The following is a 19,796-nucleotide window of genomic DNA, read 5'->3' on the forward strand; positions in this document are numbered from 1 at the left end:
CCGAGCCGACGGTTCCGGTTTCTCTGTGACTCAGAGGAAGGGAACGTTTCTTCGATGTCGCGTCGAATGCGCAGGGGCCCCATCGGGCGGAGTGAGGGCGCGAAAAAGGGAATGGCTGGTCACGGGGACCCATTCGTTCGTGGCGAAAGAGACTACTCGTACAGGACGGTAGGGGCGCACGAATGGGGGGAGGCCTGGTGACCTACGGCGCACTGAAACCAAATGCGAAAAAGGGGTCACGTGGCGGTGGGCCACGTTTCCTGACGGAAGGTTAGCGAATCCTGTTCGAGTGACGCAAGGGGGGTGTTGTGGAATTCGGGTCCTCCCTTGTCGCAGGGGGTGTAGGGGTAAAAGGGATTTAAGGTGTATAGGGTGACGAGCAAGGGTGAAGGGATCTGATCTCTGATGGCAACATTCCGAGAGCCGGGAGGTGCTCGTCAAGTATCGTTTGACAGGTCGCCGTCGCGTCAATCGCCCGTGCCGTGGGCCGGACGGTGACCTGAGAGGGGGAAGCGTGGAGGTCGGAGAAGACTTCGGGCCTTGGCTGGCCCGTCAGCTCCAGCTGACGAGGATGAAGCAGACGGAGCTGGCCGAGGCGGTGGGAGTGACCCGTGCCGCTGTCTCCGCGTGGATCACCGGTCGGGCCGAGCCCCGGACCGAGACGATCAACAAGATTGCCGAAGCGCTCAAGTTGGACGTGGGTACGCTCCACACCCGCACCACCGACACCCTGGCCGGCCTCCCGATCACTTGGTACCACCGCCCCGGACACGCCGACGGCGGAAGGGAGTTCGGCAATGCTGCGGCCTTCGCCTTCGAGGCCGATCTGGAGGTCCTGGCCCGCGAGGCGACCCAGAACAGCCTGGACGAGCGTCGCAGGGAGAGCGAACAGCCGGTCCGTGTCCGCTACACCCTGAACGAGCTGACCGGCGAGACCCTGGCCCGATTCCGTACGGCCATCCGCTGGGACGACCTCTTCCCGCACTACGAGAGTGCCGCCGCGCAGGACCAGAAGGTCGGCCGTGTCATCAGCGCGGGGCTCCGTGAGATGTACGACCGCGACCGTCTGGTGCTGCTCCGGGTCGACGACTACAACGCGAGCGGTCTGACGGGCGACGACTACGCCGACGGTCGCTTCGCCGCTGTCGTGCGGCGCCAACTCGACAGCCGCAAGTCCGACTCGGGCGCCGGTGGCTCCTACGGCTTGGGCAAGGCCACCCTGTGGGCGACCAGCCGGCTCGGCCTCGTCCTCATCAACTCCACCCTCGCCGAGCCTCACGAGGGACGCACCGATCGACGGCTGATCGGGCGCCTCGACCTGCCGTGGCGCGAGGTGGACGGCAAGCCGTACGCCGGCCCCGCCTGGCTCGGTCGCCCCGACGCCGAGTCGGACAACGTGGACGTGGTGCGTTCCTGGTGGGCGGACGAGGAGACGGCCAAGAGCTTGCACCTCGATCGTGAGAGCGACGACCCCGGCACCTCTTTCCTCATCGTCGGGGCGCACGACGTCGCGAGCCTCGCGGGGGCCCGGCCCGACAGTGACCCGAGCGACGACGAGGACAGCCTGGAGCGCATGCACAAGCGGCTGGTCCAGGCGCTCGGCCGTAACTTCTGGGCGGCGATGACGACGGGCGGGGACCGGCAGCCGCTACTGGAGGCGTCGGTCCGGACCCAGCGCAACGGCGAGGAGTTTCTCAAGGAGGAGCGGGTCGACCCGGTGATCTACCAACCGGCGCGCTCGCGGGCCCTGCAGGCGTTCCTCGCGGGGAACACGGTGGAGCGGATCACCGAGGTCGGTCAGGTGGCCGCCGTCACGGTGCCGTTGAAGGTGCCGGACATCGCGGGACGCCCCGGCTCGGGCGGCGAACACCGAGCCGTGCTGCTCGTCACCGATGCCTCGGACCCCGACGGGAAGCCGAACCAGGTGACAGCGATGCGCGGCAACCGGATGACGGTCAGGACCAGCAGGGTCCCCGACCTTCCCCTGGGGACCGACCCGTTCCAGGCGGTCCTCCTCGCGGGGCGTGCCGCGGGCGAGGACTCTCCCTTCGCCGCGGAGGCCGAGGAGTTCCTGCGTACGTCGGAGCCACCCGAGCACAACAAGTGGAGCCAGACGGAGGAGTTGCGTATGCGCTACTCGCCGTCGGCCCACCGCCGGATCGCGGCGCTGACGACGGCGACGAACAAGGCCGTGAAGGAACTGGTCGCCGTCCCGAAGGAGAAGAAGGACAGCACCGGCACCGGCAAGGTACGCAAGCGGCTGAAGGTCTCCGGCAAGGCTGCAGCCAAGGGCAACACGGCCGTGGCGCTGCCTAGGCTCGACGATCTCGATGCCACGGTCGACGCCGACGGAGCGTGGCAGGTCACCGCCGAGGTGAAGGTGCCCACGGGCGGTGAGACCTGGCACATGAGCCCGGTCGCGAAGTTGGATGTCCGGTCCGGTCCGCGACCGGTGGTGCGGTGGTCCGAACTCGTCGCGGTCAGCAACTGTGAAGTGGTGGACGGCGTCCTGCACTTCGCGCCCGGCGCGCGCCGCGCCTCCTTCCGGGGAGTCACCGACGTGTCCACGCACCCCGTACGGGCCGCGCTGACCGGTCTCGTCGTCGAGCTCCACACGGGCAGGGGAGACAGCGCATGAGGGCTTATCCGTACGCCCGCCCGTCCGGTCCCGTGACCCTGCGAGTCACGGCCGTACGGCTGAACGGTCCCGACGAGGCACGGGAGGATCTGGACACCAAGGGTTACTCGGTCGTCGAGCAGGTCGTGGCTCTGGGACGTGCCGAACGCCCGGACTGGGAGACGGCCCGGCTCAAGCTGTCGGCGACCGTGCCGGCCCGGGAGATCGAGACCAAAGGACATTGGTCGGACCTGACCGTGGTCGCCGTCCTGACGGAGAAGGCCACCAACGCCCGAACCGTCGCCCGGTTGGAGCCGGAAGGATCGGACAAGCGGGAGTGGACGGGAACCGTCACGCTCGCCCGACCCGACCACCTGGACAGGGCGACGCTCTCCGTCCACGTGGTGGCCACGGTCGACGGCGTACCGGGTCGGATCATCGCCTCCTCCGAGCGGGACTGGATGGTCGACGTGACAGCCGACGTGCCGCTGCGGGACAGGCAGTTGGACGTCGTGACGGTCAGCTTCGCGCGCGCGGCCGAGTGGCTGCGACCCTTCCGGGACGCGCCCTGGATGGTGGACACCTCGGGACGGATGCCGACCGTCCGTCTGAACACCGACTTCGAGGGCCTCACCGCATTGGTGCAGGGAGCGGGCACCAAGGTCGAGAGCTTGGTGGGCGAGATGTTGCTCTCCCAGCTCTGCACCGACGTGTGGACCGCCGTGTTCCACACCGCCATCGGCGACCTGGAGATCGAGGACGACGGCACGCCGCTCCTCCCGCCCGACTGGCGGGGCGAGGTGCTGCGCGAGATGTTGCCCGACGTCGTGCCCGGGCGCTCCGTCGAGGACGCGCTGCGCGAGGTGCACGCCCGACGTACCGGGGACGGGACCTGGGCCGAACTCCAGCCGCGTATCCACTACGCCGCCACGCGCCGCGCCGAGGTACCCAAGGCGTTGGGCGAGACCGTCCGTGGCATCGAACGACTCGACCAGGAGGCCACCGCGTGACCGCAAGACCCGAGCACCTGCCGGAGCGGCTGGCGTTGCTCGCCGACATGCAGGCCGCCACGTACATCACCGAGGGCCTGCTCACGGGCCGCGAGGACGTGCCGTCGATCGCGTTGAACAAGGCCACGGAAGAACTGCCCGTCGACGACGCCCGGTTCCGCCTGCGACCGGTGCGGGACCTGATCGACGACGTCATGCACAAGTTCCGCGACGACGAGCGGCCCCCGACCGCGGCGGACGCCTGGCTGGCACCCCGCCTGCACGCCACGCTCAGGTTGACCCGGAGGGAGGCGGCGGACGCGCGGTTGTGGTCGTATCTGGCGCTCGGGGTGGCACCTGACTATGTCGTCCGGCGCCATCTGCCGGCGACGCCGAGGAAGGACGGCGGCGCGCCGAGCGTCGCCCGGGCCAGGTTCCGTGGCGTCCACTACACGCAGGCGTTCGCTCGGCTGTGGTGGACGGCGGAACTGTTCCGGAACGGCCCTGACTACGCACCCGTCGTGGTTGCGTGCGGGAATCAGGACATGCTCAACACTGCACTACGGATGGACGTCGTCGACCACCGTCCCACCGCCCTAGCTCTTGTCCGTCTCATCGAACGCGGGGTGATACGCACGGGCCGCGAGGCCAACGCGCTGGCCTCCGCGGTCAACGCGTCGGCAGCCACGCTGATGTACGACGTGGTCGCGCAGGACTCCGAGCGGGACGCGGAGCCTCTGCGTGACTGGATCGCGGCAGCGGAGGGAGCCTCCCCGGTCAGTCGGAACGCGTTGCCCGAGGGCCCGCAGGAGGAGCGTGCGCCTGAGAACTCGGTGGTGGTGCTGACCGACTACTTCGAAGGGCTCTACGCGGATGCTCCGGTGCGGGGCAGGGAGTTGGCATCTGACCCACCCGCGGGGTGAGCGCGGTGATTCCTCAACCAGCCTCGACGGTCGCATCACCGTGCTGGGACGGCGGCTTCCATTCCTGCAGGGCGGTGAACAAGGAATTGTCCGGCTTCCCCAGGCCTAGCGCGGTACTCAGGATGTGAACGGCGAGCCGTGGTGGGATCGCGTTACCGATCTGCTGGGCGCCGTCGGTCGATCGCCAGGGATACGCGGCCGGGAACGATTGCAGCAAGCCCGCTTCTCGGAGGGACAGTCGCTCCAATTCCTCGCCGATCTCCTTCCGACCGTCTCTGGTCTCCTTGAGGTGAAAGACGCGATTGCGCCGGACCTTCCCGGTGACCGTTGCCGCCGGCTCCTCCGAAGTGCGGCGACCGCGTTTCTTGGGGTCACCGCCGGACCCGTAATTGGAGACCACCACGAAGTCGGACGGACGATCGGGAAGGACGTCCTGCATCGCCGTCCACCCCTTCACGTCGTGCGTGAAGAGCGTGGACGGGGCGTCCGCTGCCTGCTCATCCTGTGTCGGAAGCCGTTCGACGCCGGGCCGGTAGAGCTGATGGGTCCGTTCGGGGAACGGCACCTTGCTGTCCACGCTGTCCGGGGCGTATCGAGCTATGAGCACCGCGCGCCGACGGGTCTGGGCAACGCCGTAGCACTCGGCTTGGAGGACGTGGGCGTCTGCGGCGTATCCGAGTGTCCTGAGGAGCTCGGCGTAATGTTTCCAAACCGGTAGAACTGTCGGTACTTGTTCCAATACCACGACTTCGTACGGCTTTCGACGCTTGAGTTTCGCTTCCATGATCCAGCGCAAAGGCTGCAGCACGAGTCCGGTACGCGGGTCCGGAGCTTCGCCGGTGTCGTCCCTCACCTGCGTGGTCTCTTTCTGCACGTCTTCCCAGACGGCGTCGAAAGCCTCAGAGGTCCGCGGACTCGCCAGACGTGTCGCCAAACGCTTCACGTCTTCCAGCGCCTTATGACCTTCACGATTTCCGGCGACAGAAAACGTCTGGCACGGCGGGCCACCGGTGAGGACGTTCGCGTCCACCACCTGGGGGTCGCAGGGGCCGATCTCCGCTACATCCCGTTGCTCGGTGTGCTTGATCCCCGCCGCATCGCGCGTCGCACGTGTCGCGGCATCCCACTCCACCCCGATGCACTCCAATTCCATGATCGAAGCCGCGATGTCGAGTCCACCCGGCCCTGCGAAAAGGTCCACGATGCGGACGTGCGCAGGGTCGAGTGGTGGGAGAGGTGCGTGGGTCATGAGGTCGAAGTGTAGCCGGCGTTGAAGATCGTCTTCTGTCGTAGTCAGGGTCATCCGGCTTGAACTGTCAGACACCCAGCGCGGTGCGGATCGCCCGTCCCAACGCCCTGCCCACCGGTGGTGGCGACGCGTGGCCGATCTGGCGGTAGCGCTTCGTCTTCCCACCGGCGAAGACCCAGTCCTTCGGGAAGGACTGGAGGATCGCTGCCTGCTCGACCGTGATCTTCTTCAAGGGGGACATGGACGTGTCCGACTCCTGGACCCCGTCCGGCCCCGGTACCTCATCGGCCAGTGCGTTGCCGTTGATCCCCATACGGGCCCACGCCTTCTTGCTGCCGGTCAGGCCCAGGTCGGCTCCGCCCCGGTTGTCCGATCCACCCACCAGGGTCGGCGCGACCTTGTCCGCCCGAGCCGACCACTCGTCGGCGCCCCGCCACCCCCGCGCGGACATCGACGTGTGCAGGGCCTTACCCACGGACACGTGAGTGACCACCGTCGGCGCGGGAGCGACGAATCCGTCGGCGTACCGTTCCTTGAGAGCTACGAGCACGCCTTGCTTGCGGTCCTGCGGGACGCCGAAGTCGTAGGCGTTGAGTACGAACCAGTGGGATGCGTAGCCGAGGTGCTTCAGTTCGCCCTCGATGAAGGAGCGGATCTCCAGGAAGTCGTCCGCCTCGATGAGCCCTGGGACGTTCTCGAGCAGGACGGCCCGAGGCTGGACGGCGTGCGCCAAGTAGATCGCTGCCTCCAGCAGACGGCGCTCGTCCCCGGTGTCCTCGCGCCTGGCGGTCGCGGACGACTTCACGCGTGGGAGGCCGGCGGAAAGGAGATCCACGTCATAGGTGCGCTGATGGTCCACCGGGTCGAAGTCCAGAAGATCTGTCTGCAGCACGTTCCAGGACGGACGGTTCAGCCGCAGCGTTTCGCACGCGTCCGGTTTCTGGTCCAGCAGAAGGACCGGCTCGAAGCCGGCCTGTTCCAGACCCAGAGCGAGGCCCCCGCCGCCCGAGCAGATGTCCACGAAAGTAGGAACGGTCATAACTCCCCCTGATCGTCACGCCGTCGATTCGTCCCGCACCGTTTCGCCACCGCCGCCACCCGCTCCGCCACGTCCCCCGGCACCTCGTGCTCCCAGAACCGCAGTACCGTCCACCCCGAGGCCACCAGATGCCGCGTCGTCTCCGCGTCCCGGGCCATGTTGCGGTCCAGTTTCTCGCGCCACCACTCCGCGTTCGCCCTCGGCTGGGTCGCGTGCTGCGGGCAGCCGTGCCAGAAGCAGCCGTCCATGAAGACGGCGACCTTGGAGCGGGTGAAGGCGATGTCGATCGTGCGCCGGGACATCCCCGGGACCCGGACGTTGAGGCGGTACCGATGGCCCGCGGCATGGAGCAGCTTCCGCACGGCCACCTCGGGTGCGGTGTCCCGTCTCGCCTGTCGACTCATCCTCGCGGAGACGGCGGGTGAGGACGGTTTCGCGGTGTTCATGGACGTTTCCCATGCTCAGATGTCCTGGTGATCGACGATCGCGTGGTCGCTCGTCCCGTTGTCCCGGGCCCGGAAGCGCAGCAGGCCGCGTCCCGCCCGTGCGGAGCCACCCGGTGCGACCAGGGTAAAGGCCATGACCAGACGATGGGGGTCGACCGAGCCGTCGGAGGAGAGCACGGGATCGGACTCCACGACCGGGTACAGCACGACGGCGCCGCGTCGGGGACGGACGAGCGCCTCCACGGTCTCGTTGCCGTGAGGTGTCCTGCCGGAACCGGCGATGCGTAGGACGGAGGGCCGGTGCTTGGGCTCGCTGATCGCACCGAACAAATCGTTCCTGCGCCGTGTACGACGGGCCAGCGACAGCGATCGCGACCCCAGGATGCGCCCTTCGGTACGGCGGCCCGACGTCTGCTGCGGAGCGATCACGACCCAGTCGTCGATGGGGGCGTTGAGGTTGCCCGCCTCGATGAGGGACTCCAGATGAGGCGAGAACTGACGCGGCTCCGACCAGCGTAGCTCGCACAACACCTTGAGGAGGGTGTCGTGGTCGACGGTGGAGACGAGCGCCTCGTACTCCGTCCCGCCGCGGGCGAGGGTGACCGGCGGCGCGTCGAGGCGGTCGATGACCGGCTTCCACGTCTCCACGTTGTGCCGCAGGTCCGCCGTCGCGGTGGCGGCCGGATAAGCCGTGAGCTCCACCCACTCACCCGGCGACCGGATCTCCACCAGCTCTGCGTTGTACATCTTGTTCCGCGCCGCCGGCTTGAGCCACGGTAGGTGCTGGGAGACCAGGGGCGGCACCTGCGAAGGCGTGATCTGCGGACGTCCGTCCACCAGTTGCGCGTACCGTGCCAGTTGCCCGCGGAACAGTTCCTCGTCCCGGCACACCGCCTCGAACGCCTCGTACAGGTCCGCCGTCCCGCTGCGGCCGTACGTCTCCTCGCGGCCGATGTAGAGGCGGACGAGGTCGCGGTAGCCGGGGCGGAAGCCGAACCAGCGGCCCATCTGCATCAGGGTGTCCGCCTGCTGGGTGGTGCGGCGGTAGTAGGTGACTGTCAGGCCCTCCACCGTGAAGCCACGCGACAGCTTCATGCCGCCCACCAGGATCTTCCAGACGTTCGGCGTGCGGTCGAAGTCCAGGTCGAGCTGCTCGAAGTAGCGGTCCGAGTCGCCGTTCACGACGATGACGGGGCGGCTTCCCGAACCGATGAGCTGGCGGGCACGGCTGACGTGCGGGCGCAGTTCCTCGTACGAGGCCGGCGAGGGCAGGCCAGCCGCGCGGGCCTCGCTGACCTTCGCGTGGTCCGACTCCCACAGTGCGGCGAGTCGCGTGTGGCCCGCTGTGGACGCGTAACCCGCCTCGTGCCACATGGAGTTGATGCGCAGCGCGAGCTCCGCGTGGTCGTCCTTCTTCACCGACTCGTGCACCAGCATCGTGTGGTGGCGGAACGGGCCTTCCGGCACGCCGTGTGCCGCCCGGTACAGCTTCAGCGCGCCGGACAGGACGAACGCGTCCATCGCTTCCTGGAGCCGGTCGCCCGTCGAGTCGTAGATGCTGCGGACGTGCGCCTCCTCCTGCGAGTTGGCGTACGTCCGCTCCTCCGGCGGCACCGTCGAGTCCAGGTCGTGGAAGTCCTGAACGCCCATGTAACCGGCGGGCCGTGGGAGGGAGATCAGGAAGTCCGACGGGAAGATGTCGTCGCCGTCGCTCGGGTCCACGAAGACGTTGGCGAACGGGGTCGCCGTGTAGCCGACGTACTGGGCGCGCGGCAGCAGGCCGAGGAGCTGGGATATGAGCTTGTTGATCGCGGTGCGCTCGGTGCGGTCCTGCTCCCACTTCTTCGGGTTCGACGTGTTCACGGACGCCTGGTCGGACTCGTCGTCGATGATCAGGGCGGGCAGCTCGCCGAGGATGCCGTGGATCTGCTTGAGGTCCTTGACCAGCTTCTCCAGGACGCTCTTGTTCTTCTTGACCACCATCACGCGGGCCGCCGCGTGGTGCAGGTTCGACGGGTCGTGCAGCGGGCGTGTCGGTTCGCGCTTCTCGAACTCCAGGGCGCGGATGCCCTGCGCGAGGCTCTTGTAGTCGTTGTCGCGCGTGGTGAGGCGTTCGATGTCGAAGGCGCCGCGGGTGGAGGGGCGCCCGCCGTGCCGGACGAACTGCGGCCATTCCTCGTCGTCGCCCACGTAGTCCACGCCGACCAGGCTGTCCACGTCGTCGGGGTCCGCGCCGCGCAGGATGTTCTCCTGCCCGATCAGCTCCATGTCGAGGCGGCGCTGCGTCTGCGCGCGCAGCATGTTGAGGGTGCCGCCGAGGACGATGACCAGGCGGTATCCCGCGTCGACGGCCTTCGCGGCCACACCGGTGAAGTTCGCGGTCTTGCCGGACTGCACGTAACCGACGACCAGGCCCTTGGCTTGGCGCGCGGCAGTCTGCTCCGGGTCGGTGAGGCGCTCGACCACCGCGCGGCTCGCCTCGTCGAGACCGGCGACCGCCTCCGGCGCCCAGCCCTTGGCGCGCAGCTTGCGCTCGTACGCCCGCCAGTAGAACGAGCGGGCCTCCGCACGCTCCGGGGTGTACCAGGGGGTGAACTCCCGGGTGATGATCGTCGCGCCGGGCACCTCGGACACCCGTACCAGCTCGTCGAGCACCTTGCGCAGGTCCTCGCCGAGCCGCAGCCGGTCGTACGCGGCCGCGCGCCGCTCCGGGGTACGCGGCGGGACGCCGGGGGCCCAGGAGGCGGACTCGGCGAAGTCCCAGTCGTTGAGGTGACGGCTCCACAGGGCGAGGAGCTCCTCGTCGCCGGTGGTGAGCCGGGCACGGAACGTCTCCTCGGTCAGGTCGGCGTCGGGGTGGTCCTCGTCGGCGGCCAGCGCCGCCCACTTGGCGAAGTACTTCGGGCCGCTCGTCATGCCGGACAGGGCGGAGGTGTGGATGGCGAGGAGGGTGTCGTCGCGCACGGAGGTCCTTAGACGATCGGGGTGGCGGTCACGGCGGGCGGTGGCGGAGGAGGGAGGGTCAGGAGACGCCGCGTTCGCGGCGCTCGCGCTGGACCTGTACCGACGCCAGCAGGATCGTGTTCCAGTAGTCGACGCGGTCCTGGCGTGCCTTCTCCCAGCGGCCGAGGCCGAAGCAGTCCTCGAGGAGGAGATAGAGGAGCGTCTTCGTGACGGGGGCGTCGTTCGAGCCGCCGCGCCGGCCGTCGTTGAAGTCCTCCCGGAAGGACCTGTTGAGGAGGACGGCGTTCGCCTCGCGGTCGAGGTCGAAGAAGCGGTCGTCCGGCAGCGGCGCCCAGGTGAACGCGATCGGCTCCTCGGCCGGCTTCTGCGGCAGCTCCTCCTTGACGACCCGCTTCACCTTCGGATCGACGCCCTTGCCGGGCGGGGTCACCGGCTTGCGGACGATCTCGGTGCGCTTCGTGCCGTCGCGGTACGCCGCCTCCGCGTCCAGGATGTAGGCGTGGAAGGTGTGGCCCGCCGCGTCCACCGCCTTCTCCACGCCGAGCGTGAAGGCGGGGGTCACGGTGACGCCCTCCTTCTTCACGTCGAGGCTGAAGACACCGTTCGGCGTGGCCGGCAGGTCCACCTCCACGCGGGCCAGGACGAGGTGGCCCTCCGGGCTGCGGAGGCCGTTCCAGCCGCCCGCCTGCACGAGCCGGTCGTTGCGGTAGAAGTAGAAGCCCTGTCGCTCGGCCAGGGCGCCGATCTGCCGGAAGCCCGCCTGCTTGGACTTGGCGGCCCAGATGTGCGCGGTGAGCGTCACGTCGCCGACGCCCTCGACCGGGGCCGTGAACGAACGGGGGTAACCCGCCCGCCCCGGCACCTTGTAGCCGAACGGGTCGAGGGGCTCGACACTGATGTGGTCCAGCTCCTCCCACTGCCCGCCGTCGCCGACGTCCCACACGGCGATGTCCAACTTCAGGCCCTTGCGCAGGAACCGGTGGAAGTAGAGGCCGAGATGGGTCTCCAGACGGGATATCGCCTTCGACAGGTACTGGTCGCTCTGTCCGCGCGCGACCGTCTCGAAGGTCCGCACCCGGTCCCAGCGGACCACCGTGCCCTGCCACTCGATGACGCCGTCGTAGCGGTCGACGAGGTCCTGCGCGTAGCGGGGGTCGACGGTGTCGCAGCGGAAGCCGTCCTCGATGCCCTCGGCCGTGAGGCGGCGGCCCGCGGCGCGGGTGCGCCGGGTGCGGCTGACGACGGTGAGCGAGGAGGCGTGGGAGAGGGAGGCGGCCTTCAGGCCCGTGCCGTACATGCCGAGGGAGTCGTCGTCGTAGTCACGGCGCTTGCCGACCGTCATCGCGTCGTCCAGACCGGCGTCGTCCATGCCGCGGCCGTTGTCGATGATCAGAAGCGTCAGGATGCGCTCGGCGTCCCGCAGGAAGTGCACCACCATCTCGTCGGCGCCCGCGTCGAGGGAGTTGTCGATCAGGTCGGCGACGGCGACCTCGAAGCCGTACCCCTGGTTGGTGAGCGCCTTGCCGTAACCGGCGTCCGGGGGCAGGCGCGTACTGCCGGTGGTGGGGACGTCGTACTGCCAGGCTGCGCTTGATTCGTAGGGCATGGGCTTCCTCGTGCACACAGGTCGGAGCCTGCGTGGGGGAGGAGCGGCCCGACATCCCGATCAATAGTGTGACGGTACTGCAAAGGTCGGACACCGGTACCGTCGGTGCCGAAATGAGGACGGAGAGTTTCCTGTGCCCCCTGCCCGGGCGCCGGGGGCTCCGGCCTGAGCCCTCGGCGCCGGGGACGGGCGGACAGCTGAAGTCCGCCTACAGACCCGCCCCATGACAAGCCTCGTAGGCCCGCCCCGACCCACACCAACACCCCGCCCCCCGCTCCGGCGGCCAAGTCACAGCCCGCCCCCGGGCCGCCAGCGTCGTCGCGTACTGCGGTAGTAGCGACGCGTCGCCGGGTGAAGCCAGTTCTGACGCCGCGAAGGCCTCGTACGACGGGACCGTGCCCGTCACGATGCCCAGGTTCGGGGTGCCGGACGTCGACAGTTCTCGTAGCGAGGCCTCTATCGTCGACAGGTGTTCCTCGTGGGACGGGTACTCCGCCGACAAGGACGGGTACGCCGTCAGGAGTTCGGTCAGTTCGTCCGCCGGCCAGTGCAGGACCGCCACCGGGAACGGGCGGGACAACGCCTCGCGGAACGTGCCCAGTTCGGCGCGCAGCCGGGAGATCTCCGCCTGCAGTTCCGCCGGGTTGTCCGAGCCCAGCGACCACACGCGCTTCGGGTCGTGCAGCTCGTCCAGTGAGACCGGGGAGGTGTTGATCGCGTCCGCGAGGGAGTCCCAGTCGTCGTGGGGCAGGCCCAGCATGCGGCGTACGCGATGGCGTCCGAAGAGGACCGGGTGGGTCGCGTACGGAGGCTCCGCGACATCCGTCAGGAGGTGGACCGCCGCCTCCGTGAACGTCTCCTGCGCCGCTTCCAGCTCGTCGTGGGCCTCCAGGGCCTCCGCCACGATCACCCAGGGCGCCGGGTCGCGGGGGGCCGCCGCGCGGACTCCGGTGATGATCGCCCCGGCCTCCGCCTCGTGGCCGTACTCCCAGAGGTTGGCCGCCTTCAGGGCCCGTACCAGGAACGGGTTCTCCAGCGGGGTCGTGCTGGAGAGCAGGCGGTCGTAGAGAGAGGTGGCTCGCGGGCGGTCGTCGGCCAGTTCGAGGTGGGCCGCCGCCTGCACGAGCAGGTGTTCGGCGTCCTCGGGATACAGGCCGGCTGTCCGCTCCAGGCGTGCTGCTTCGGCGTTGTGGTCGACGTACTCGGCAGACGTGTCGGGGCGCATGAGTGACACCGTACTGCCGACGGCCGACAGAGGTGAGGTATGTGCAGGCCAGGGGTCGGATCGGCGCGCAGTGTTCAGCGATGTGTTCAGTGGTGTGTTCCGTCGCATGTGTAGGCGGGCGTTCGTGGGGATGGCGAGTTGGGGGCGCAGCCCCTATCGTGCGGCCCCGGCACCGGCCGCCCGGCCCCGGTCCTGTCCCCACCCCGGAGAGGAGGCGCGCGCGTGCGGGTTCCCGTCGTCCATCAGCAGGGTCGGCGGCGGCGTGCGCGGTACGCCCGGCTCCTCTGGAACACCGCCGAAGTCGTCGTGACCCTCGGTGTCGTCCTCCTGCTGCTCGTCGTCCACCAGCTGTGGTGGACCAACCGGCAGGCCAAGGAAGCCGCCGAGCGCAAGGTCCAGGCCCTGGAACAGCAGTGGGAGGACGAGGGGGAGGGGGATGCAGAGGGGGGTGGGGAGCCGCTTGTGCGGGGTTCCGGTTCCGGATTCGGTTCCGGAGCTGGAACCGGTGGAGGGCTGCCCGGGGGCGGGGGCCGGCCCCGTTACGACCAGGCTTTCGCCGTTCTCGGCATTCCACGGCTCGGGCTCCGCGTGCCCGTCGCGGAAGGTGTCGGCGCGTCGGGTGTGCTCGACAAGGGGTACGTCGGGCATTACCCGGACACCGCTCAGCCCGGCCGCGTCGGGAACTTCGCTCTCGCCGGGCACCGGAACACCCATGGCGAGCCCTTCCGGTACCTCGACCGGCTCCGGCGCGGGGACCGGGTCGAGGTGGAGACCCGGGCCGCCGTCTATACGTACGTCGTCGACCGGACGCTGCCGCGGACCTCGCCCGGCGACGGTGGGACGATCCGGGCGATACCTCGCAGTACGGTCAGGCCCGCGTACGGGTACACCGAGCCCGCGCACTATCTGACGCTCACCACCTGCACGCCCCAGTACACCTCCACGTACCGGCTGGTCGTCTGGGGGAAGCTTCGCTCCGTGCGGCCTCGGTAGCCTCCGGCTGCGGCAGGGCGGCCAGGGCGGAGTCCGTGTGGAGTCCGGCAGGGAGTCCGTACGGAGTCCGTCTGGGGCTGCCGGGGCGGATCCTGTATAACGGCAGGAGGTCATGGAGCGTGGCGTATCCGCGCGATAGCGGGGTCGAGGGGAGGGGGCAGTCGGTGACACGGACCTGGGCGCAGGTGAAGCCCGCCGTTCTGCTGCTCGTACTCCTTCTGCAGGTGGCGTTCCTGGACACCGGCAGCCTCTCCGGAGCCGTCGCCGTCACGTTCGCGGCGACCGCCGCGGCCGGGTCCGCGCTCGCCGCCTGTTCCCTGATCTCCTCGCGCCTCGCGCCCTCCGTGCCTCGGACCCGGGTCCGTACGGCCATGCGCGACCGTGAGCAGCGCACGGCGTTCCTGCCGCAGCGCGATCCCGACGCCCGGGGGCGCAGGCGTCCCCGAGCGCCCGGCCGGTCCCTCCCGACGGCCGCGTAGGGACTCCGCAGCAACAGGAACAGCACAACGGCAACAGCACAACGGCAACAGCAACGGCAACGGCAGCAGCGGCTTTCTCGCTTTCTGCTTTCTGCTCTTTGCTCCTGCTCCTGCCTTCCTGCCTTCGCAGTGTCCCTCGCGGGTCGTCATGCCGACGTACGTCACGTCTCATCCCCTCGGTACGACGAGACCCACGGAGGGCTCACCCATGTCCGCGATCTCATCCCTGTTCGCCACCTTCATGTCCGCCTTCGCGAGCCTCGTGGAGGGGCTCGCCGAGCTGCTCGGCCCGCTCTTCCACGACTCGGCGACGGCCGCCGCGATCGTCCTGTTCACCGCGTTCGTACGGCTCCTCGTGCACCCTCTGTCGCGGGCCTCGGCGCGTGGGCAGCGGGCGCGGGCGGCGTTGCAGCCGCGGATCGCCGAGCTGCGCAAGAAGCACGGCAAGAACCCAGAGAAGCTGCAGAAGGCGGTGCTGGAACTGCACGCCGCGGAGAAGGTGTCCCCCTTGTCCGGGTGCCTGCCGAGCCTCTTCCAGCTGCCGGCCTTCTTCCTCCTCTACCACCTGTTCTCCAACTCCCGGATCGGCGACGAGGCGAACTCCCTGCTCGCCCACAAGCTGTTCGCGGCGCCGCTGGGGGACCGGTGGGCGGACGCGCTGGGCGACGGCGGGGTCTTCGGGGCGCAGGGGCTGGTGTACGTGGGACTGTTCGTGATCGTCGCCGCCGTCGCCACGTTCAACTACCGGCGTACGAAGCGGATGATGGCGGCCGGTGCCGCGGCGAACCCGGCGGCCGGGGCCTTCGGCGGGGGCCAGGACGCGCAGCCGCAGGTGCCGGGGCTCGGCGCCATCACCAAGGTCATGCCGCTGATGTCCTTCTTCACGCTGCTCACCGTGGCGTTCGTGCCACTGGCCGCCGCGCTGTACGTGGTGACCAGTACGACGTGGAGCGCGGTCGAGCGGGCGGTGCTGTACCGGGACATGCCGGGGGCCGTGCCGGCCGCCGCCGTGATGGGCTGACGCCCGGAGCCGGCGCAGGCATGGAGCCACTGACGCTCTGAGCTGGTGGCGCCTCGACGAGCTGCTGGCGCCTCGGCGAGCTGGTGGCGGGCGGAGCTACGGTCCAGTCCGTGAACCGGGTATTGCGGACTGGACGCCGACCTTGGAGGATCGACCAGTCCTCCGATGGCTGCACCCATCGGTCGGCCGCCCGCGATCAAGGGAGAGAGTGCTCATGAAGCTGCTGCGAGTCGGTACGGCGGGGGCCGAGCGTCCCGCGCTGCTCGATGCCGACGGAGTCCTGCGGGACCTGTCGGGCGTCGTGCCGGACATCGACGGGGCGCTGCTCGCCGACGACGTGGCGCTCGGCCGGATCCGTACCGCCGCCGAGGCCGGGGAACTGCCCGCGCTCGACGCGGACGGGCTGCGGGTCGGGCCGCCGGTCGCCCGGATCGGCAAGGTCGTCTGCATCGGCCTCAACTACCACGACCACGCGCGGGAGACGGGGGCCGAGCCGCCCGCCGAGCCGGTCATCTTCTTCAAGGCCGCGGACACGGTGGTCGGGCCGCACGACACGGTGCTCGTGCCGCGCGGCTCGGTCAAGACCGACTGGGAGGTCGAACTGGCCGTCGTCATCGGGCGTACGGCGCGGTACCTCGGCTCGGGCGAGGAGGCGCTCGCGCATGTCGCGGGGTACGCGGTGGCGCACGACGTGTCCGAGCGGGAGTTCCAGATCGAGCGTGGCGGGACCTGGGACAAGGGGAAGAACTGCGAGACGTTCAATCCGCTCGGGCCGTGGCTGGTGACGGCCGACGAGGTGCCTGATCCGCAGGCGCTCGGGCTGAAGCTGTGGGTGAACGGGGAGTTGCGGCAGGACGGGAGTACGGGCGATCAGATCTTCTCCGTCGCGGAAGTGGTGCGGTATGTGAGTCAGTTCATGACTCTTTATCCCGGGGATGTCATCAATACCGGGACGCCGGCTGGGGTTGCGTTGGGGATGCCTGAGCCCAAGCCGTTCTTGCGGGCGGGGGATGTCGTGGAGTTGGAGATCGAGGGGTTGGGGCGGCAGCGGCAGGTGTTTGCGGCGGCGTAGTCGTTCCACGTAGTCGTTCCACTGGGGGCGCGGGGAGGTGGGTGGTTGCGCCGTTCCCCGCGCCCCTTGGGGGCTGCGCCCCCTCAAAGACGAAAGATTGCGCCGTTCCCCGCGCCCCTAAGGGCAAAAGCCAAAGATTGCGCCGTTCCCCGCGCCCCTTATGGGGCCAGGAAACGGGTCAGGGCCTCTACCACCATTGCGTGGTCCTCCAGTTGGGGGAGGCCTGAGACCACTACCGTGCCGATCACGCCCGTGTCGGTGACCGTGATCGGGAACGCTCCGCCGTGGGCCGCGTATGTGTCGGGGTCCAGGCGGGAGGAGGCCTCGAACGTGGTGTTCTTGGCTCGGAAGCGGGTGCCGACCAGGAGCGACGAGGCGGCGTAGCGCTCGACCACCCGGCGCTTGCGGTCGATCCAGGCGTCGTTGTCCTGGGTCGAGCCGGGCAGCGCGGCGTGGAAGAGCTGCTGGCCGCCGCGGCGGATGTCGATCGCGACGGGCGCGCCGCGATCGCGGGCCAGTTCGACGAGGAGCGAGCCGAGGGCCCACGCGTCGTCGTGGGTGAAGCGGGGGAGCGTCAGGCGGCGCTCCTGCTCCTCCAACTCGGCGACGGTCGGCTCGGCGACGGTCGGCGCGGCGGCGGGCGGTGTGGTGGGGGTGCTCACAGGGTGACCGTCACCTTCTCGTGGGCCGAGCGGTACGCGGCCTCCAGGACGTCCAGCGCGGCGGCGGCCTCCAGCGCGGTGACCGGGTTCTCGCCGGTTCCGCGCAGGGCGTCGGCGACGGCCGCGTAGTACGCGGGGTACGCGCCCGGCACCGTCGGGACCGGGGTCCCGCCGCCGGTCTGCGGGGACTCGCCCGCGCCGACCCGGCCCCACAGCTCCTCCGGTTCCACACCCCACTCCTTCTCGCCGCCCGCGACCGGGCGTCCGCCGTCGCGCAGGGTGGCTTCCTGGGGGTCGAGGCCGTACTTCACGTAACCGGCCTTCGAACCCAGTACGCGGAAGCGCGGGCCGAGTTGGGCTGTCGTCGCGGAGGCGTACAGGTGGGAGCGGACGCCGTTCGTGTGCGTGATCGCGATGAACGTGTCGTCGTCGGCCTCGGCGCCGGCGCGGCGTACGACCGACTCCGCGTACACCGTGGCGGCCGGGCCGAAGAGGACCAGCGCCTGGTCGACCACGTGGCTGCCGAGGTCGTACAGCAGACCTCCGATCTCTGCCGGGTCGCCGGACTCGCGCCAGCCGCCCTTGAGTTCGGGGCGCCAGCGCTCGAAGCGGGACTCGAAGCGGTAGACGTCACCGAGTTCGCCGTCGGTCATCAGCTTCTGGAGCGTCAGGAAGTCGTTGTCCCAGCGGCGGTTCTGGAAGACGGAGAGCAACAGGCCGCGTTCGTCGGCGAGGGCGGCCAGTTCGCGGGCCTCCGCCGCCGCGCCCGCGATCGGCTTGTCGACGACCACCGGCAGGCCCGCTTCGAGGGCGGCCCTGGCGATCGGGACGTGCGTCTTGTTCGGGGACGCGATGACGATCAGGTCCAGCTCGTCCGCGCGCTGCCACAGCTCGTCGGGAGTCGTCGCGAACCGTACGCCGGGGAACTCGTCCGCCGCCTGCCGCTGCCGGTCGGGGTTCGACGTGACGACCGTGTCGAGGACGAGGCCCTCGGTGGCGTTGATCAGCGGGGCGTGGAAGACGGAGCCCGCGAGGCCGTAGCCGACGAGAGCCACGCGGAAGGGGCCCTCGCGGCGGGGGCCCGGGCGGGGGGAGGTGTCGGAGCCTGTACCTGTATCAGTCATGCTCTCCACTTAAACAACGCTGTTGCCAAAGTGCAAGCGCGGGGGACAATGGGGGTGTGGAGCCAACAGTGTGGAGGAGTGCCGAGTGGCTGGGATCAGGGCCGCGGGACCGAGCGGTGTGACCGGTGGTGTGGCCGGCGGGGCAACCCGTGTGGCCGGCGCCGGTGTGGTCAGCGGGGTGAATCTGCTCTCGCTGCGCAGCCACAACGCCGCGCTGCTGCTCGATCTGCTGCGCAGGGCCGGGCGGGCCGGGGTCAGCCGGCTCGAACTCGCCGAGCGCACGGGGCTGACCCCGCAGGCCGTCAGCAAGATCACCGCTCGGTTGCGCGAGGACGGTCTGATCACCGAGGCGGGCCGGCAGGCCTCCACGGGAGGCAAGCCCCGGACCGCGCTGCGGCTCGTGCCGGAGGCCGGGCACGCGGTGGGGCTCCAGGTCGACCGCGACGAACTGCGCGCCGTCCTCGTCGACCTCACGGGCGAGGTCGTGGCCGAACGCCGGGCCGCACTCGACCTGGGAGCCGGGGCGGAGGCCGTCCTGGACGTGGTCGTCGAGGAGGCCCGGGTACTGGTGGAGGGCCCGTCCGGAGCCGCCGTACTCGGTGTCGGCGTCGCCATGCCGGGGCCGCTCGACCACACGCACGGCGTGCTGCACCGGGTGACCGGGTTCCCCGAGTGGGACGGGTTTCCGCTGCGGGACGCCCTGGCGCGGCGGCTCGGGGTGCCCGTGGTGCTGGACAAGGACACGAACGCCGCGGCGCTCGGGCTGGCCGGGCTCGCGGTCGGGGGCGAGGTCGGAGCTTTCGCGTACCTGCATCTCGGTACGGGGCTGGGGGCCGGGCTCGTACTCGGCGGGGCCGTGCACCGCGGGGCCCGTACCGGGGCGGGGGAGTTCGGGCATCAGGTCGTCCAGCTGGACGGACCGCCCTGTCCGTGCGGCAACCGGGGCTGTATCGAGGCGCTCTGCCTCGCGGCGGTCGCCCGGGGCGACATCGACGAGGCGGCCCGTGTCCTCGGCGAGGGCGCCGCGAACCTCGTCGGGCTGCTCGACATCGACCTCGTCCTGCTCGGCGGCCGTACGGTCACCGCGGAGCCCGAGCGCTTCGTACGCGGCGTCGGCGCCGTCCTGGACGCCCGCGCCCGGCGCGAGGGCGCGAGCAGCCCCGTACCGGTACGGATCGCGCCCGGCGGCGCGCGGGCGGTACCGGAGGGGGCGGCGCAACTGCTCCTGGCCCCCCTGTTCGGACGGACCGGGGCGCTGGCCGGGGGCGGCTGAGCGGCGGAACCGGCGCCTTGACCGGGACGAGGACCTTGACCGGAGCGGGCCCCTGCCCGGGAGCGGCCCCCTTGGCCCGGACCGGCCCTCGACCCGGACCGCCGCCTGGCCCGG

At 70.0% G+C, this 19,796-nt stretch carries 16 protein-coding genes; 8 read left to right on the forward strand and 8 right to left on the reverse strand.

Going from position 1 to position 19,796, the window contains the following annotated elements; genetic code table 11:
- The first annotated feature begins 514 nt into the window (after positions 1–514).
- Genes IE278_RS23320 through IE278_RS23330 form a run of 3 tightly spaced genes read left to right on the forward strand, consistent with a single transcriptional unit; the run spans position 515 to position 4,529 of the window.
- Positions 515–2,638 (forward strand): helix-turn-helix domain-containing protein, encoded by a 2,124-nt coding sequence (locus IE278_RS23320; RefSeq protein WP_220451688.1) that lies wholly within the window; start codon positions 515–517, stop codon positions 2,636–2,638.
- Positions 2,635–3,627: a hypothetical protein gene (locus tag IE278_RS23325; protein ID WP_189775179.1), complete on the forward strand. Its 993-nt coding sequence runs from the start codon at positions 2,635–2,637 to the stop codon at positions 3,625–3,627. The genes IE278_RS23320 and IE278_RS23325 overlap by 4 nt, the downstream gene beginning before the upstream one ends.
- Positions 3,624–4,529: a DUF6339 family protein gene (locus IE278_RS23330; RefSeq protein WP_189775180.1), complete on the forward strand. Its 906-nt coding sequence runs from the start codon at positions 3,624–3,626 to the stop codon at positions 4,527–4,529. Before IE278_RS23325 ends, IE278_RS23330 begins: the two co-directional genes overlap by 4 nt.
- 13 nt (positions 4,530–4,542) lie before the next feature.
- Here the strand turns inward: IE278_RS23330 and IE278_RS23335 are convergent, their stop codons facing one another.
- The 6 genes from IE278_RS23335 to IE278_RS23360 all read right to left on the reverse strand — a co-directional run bounded on the left by IE278_RS23335 (position 4,543) and on the right by IE278_RS23360 (position 13,058).
- Positions 4,543–5,778, reverse strand: coding sequence for a DNA cytosine methyltransferase (locus IE278_RS23335; protein ID WP_189775181.1), 1,236 nt, complete (start codon positions 5,776–5,778; stop codon positions 4,543–4,545).
- Positions 5,779–5,845: 67 nt separating this feature from the next.
- Positions 5,846–6,817 carry a DNA cytosine methyltransferase gene (locus tag IE278_RS23340; RefSeq protein ID WP_189775182.1) on the reverse strand — a complete coding sequence of 324 codons (972 nt, stop codon included), beginning with the start codon at positions 6,815–6,817 and terminating at the stop codon, positions 5,846–5,848.
- Positions 6,814–7,263 carry a very short patch repair endonuclease gene (locus IE278_RS23345; RefSeq protein ID WP_189775183.1) on the reverse strand — a complete coding sequence of 150 codons (450 nt, stop codon included), beginning with the start codon at positions 7,261–7,263 and terminating at the stop codon, positions 6,814–6,816. The genes IE278_RS23340 and IE278_RS23345 overlap by 4 nt, the downstream gene beginning before the upstream one ends.
- Positions 7,264–7,278: 15 nt before the next feature.
- Positions 7,279–10,179 carry a Z1 domain-containing protein gene (locus IE278_RS23350; protein WP_189775218.1) on the reverse strand — a complete coding sequence of 967 codons (2,901 nt, stop codon included), beginning with the start codon at positions 10,177–10,179 and terminating at the stop codon, positions 7,279–7,281.
- Positions 10,180–10,285: 106 nt separating this feature from the next.
- Positions 10,286–11,833, reverse strand: a complete 1,548-nt coding sequence (locus IE278_RS23355) for an ATP-binding protein (protein ID WP_189775184.1) — start codon at positions 11,831–11,833, stop codon at positions 10,286–10,288.
- 208 nt (positions 11,834–12,041) lie between these two features.
- Positions 12,042–13,058 carry an SEC-C domain-containing protein gene (locus tag IE278_RS23360; RefSeq protein WP_189775185.1) on the reverse strand — a complete coding sequence of 339 codons (1,017 nt, stop codon included), beginning with the start codon at positions 13,056–13,058 and terminating at the stop codon, positions 12,042–12,044.
- A gap of 222 nt (positions 13,059–13,280) precedes the next feature.
- Between IE278_RS23360 and IE278_RS23365 the strand changes: the two genes are divergently transcribed.
- The 4 genes from IE278_RS23365 (at position 13,281) to IE278_RS23380 (ending at position 16,623) form a co-directional block, all read left to right on the forward strand.
- Positions 13,281–14,051 carry a class E sortase gene (locus tag IE278_RS23365; protein ID WP_189775186.1) on the forward strand — a complete coding sequence of 257 codons (771 nt, stop codon included), beginning with the start codon at positions 13,281–13,283 and terminating at the stop codon, positions 14,049–14,051.
- 164 nt (positions 14,052–14,215) lie between these two features.
- Positions 14,216–14,530: a DUF6412 domain-containing protein gene (locus IE278_RS23370; RefSeq protein WP_189775187.1), complete on the forward strand. Its 315-nt coding sequence runs from the start codon at positions 14,216–14,218 to the stop codon at positions 14,528–14,530.
- Between the two features lie 241 nt (positions 14,531–14,771).
- Complete coding sequence (locus tag IE278_RS23375) at positions 14,772–15,551, forward strand: YidC/Oxa1 family membrane protein insertase (RefSeq protein ID WP_189775219.1); 780 nt, start codon at positions 14,772–14,774, stop codon at positions 15,549–15,551.
- A gap of 214 nt (positions 15,552–15,765) precedes the next feature.
- Positions 15,766–16,623, forward strand: coding sequence for a fumarylacetoacetate hydrolase family protein (locus IE278_RS23380; protein ID WP_189775188.1), 858 nt, complete (start codon positions 15,766–15,768; stop codon positions 16,621–16,623).
- 158 nt (positions 16,624–16,781) lie between these two features.
- On the opposite strand, the gene IE278_RS23385 is transcribed toward IE278_RS23380, so the two are convergent.
- Positions 16,782–17,285 (reverse strand): heme-degrading domain-containing protein, encoded by a 504-nt coding sequence (locus IE278_RS23385; RefSeq protein ID WP_189775189.1) that lies wholly within the window; start codon positions 17,283–17,285, stop codon positions 16,782–16,784.
- Positions 17,282–18,409 carry a Gfo/Idh/MocA family oxidoreductase gene (locus tag IE278_RS23390; protein ID WP_189775190.1) on the reverse strand — a complete coding sequence of 376 codons (1,128 nt, stop codon included), beginning with the start codon at positions 18,407–18,409 and terminating at the stop codon, positions 17,282–17,284. The genes IE278_RS23385 and IE278_RS23390 overlap by 4 nt, the downstream gene beginning before the upstream one ends.
- A gap of 94 nt (positions 18,410–18,503) precedes the next feature.
- Here IE278_RS23390 and IE278_RS23395 point away from each other — a divergent pair, with 94 nt between their 5' ends.
- Complete coding sequence (locus IE278_RS23395) at positions 18,504–19,682, forward strand: ROK family transcriptional regulator (RefSeq protein ID WP_373312064.1); 1,179 nt, start codon at positions 18,504–18,506, stop codon at positions 19,680–19,682.
- The last annotated feature ends 114 nt before the right edge of the window (positions 19,683–19,796 follow it).

Source organism: Streptomyces tauricus, from assembly GCF_014650955.1.
Lineage (GTDB): Bacteria > Actinomycetota > Actinomycetes > Streptomycetales > Streptomycetaceae > Streptomyces > Streptomyces tauricus.

Excerpts from the sequence above, each read along its gene's own strand:
- IE278_RS23380 (WP_189775188.1), top strand. The coding sequence starts at position 15,766 with ATGAAGCTGCTGCGAGTCGGTACGGCGGGGGCCGAGCGTCCCGCGCTG.
- IE278_RS23360 (WP_189775185.1), bottom strand. The coding sequence starts at position 13,058 with ATGCGCCCCGACACGTCTGCCGAGTACGTCGACCACAACGCCGAAGCA.
- IE278_RS23375 (WP_189775219.1), top strand. The coding sequence starts at position 14,772 with ATGTCCGCCTTCGCGAGCCTCGTGGAGGGGCTCGCCGAGCTGCTCGGC.
- IE278_RS23350 (WP_189775218.1), bottom strand. The coding sequence starts at position 10,179 with ATGACGAGCGGCCCGAAGTACTTCGCCAAGTGGGCGGCGCTGGCCGCC.
- IE278_RS23325 (WP_189775179.1), top strand. The coding sequence starts at position 2,635 with ATGAGGGCTTATCCGTACGCCCGCCCGTCCGGTCCCGTGACCCTGCGA.
- IE278_RS23340 (WP_189775182.1), bottom strand. The coding sequence starts at position 6,817 with ATGACCGTTCCTACTTTCGTGGACATCTGCTCGGGCGGCGGGGGCCTC.
- IE278_RS23355 (WP_189775184.1), bottom strand. The coding sequence starts at position 11,833 with ATGCCCTACGAATCAAGCGCAGCCTGGCAGTACGACGTCCCCACCACC.
- IE278_RS23335 (WP_189775181.1), bottom strand. The coding sequence starts at position 5,778 with ATGACCCACGCACCTCTCCCACCACTCGACCCTGCGCACGTCCGCATC.
- IE278_RS23390 (WP_189775190.1), bottom strand. The coding sequence starts at position 18,409 with ATGACTGATACAGGTACAGGCTCCGACACCTCCCCCCGCCCGGGCCCC.
- IE278_RS23345 (WP_189775183.1), bottom strand. The coding sequence starts at position 7,263 with ATGAACACCGCGAAACCGTCCTCACCCGCCGTCTCCGCGAGGATGAGT.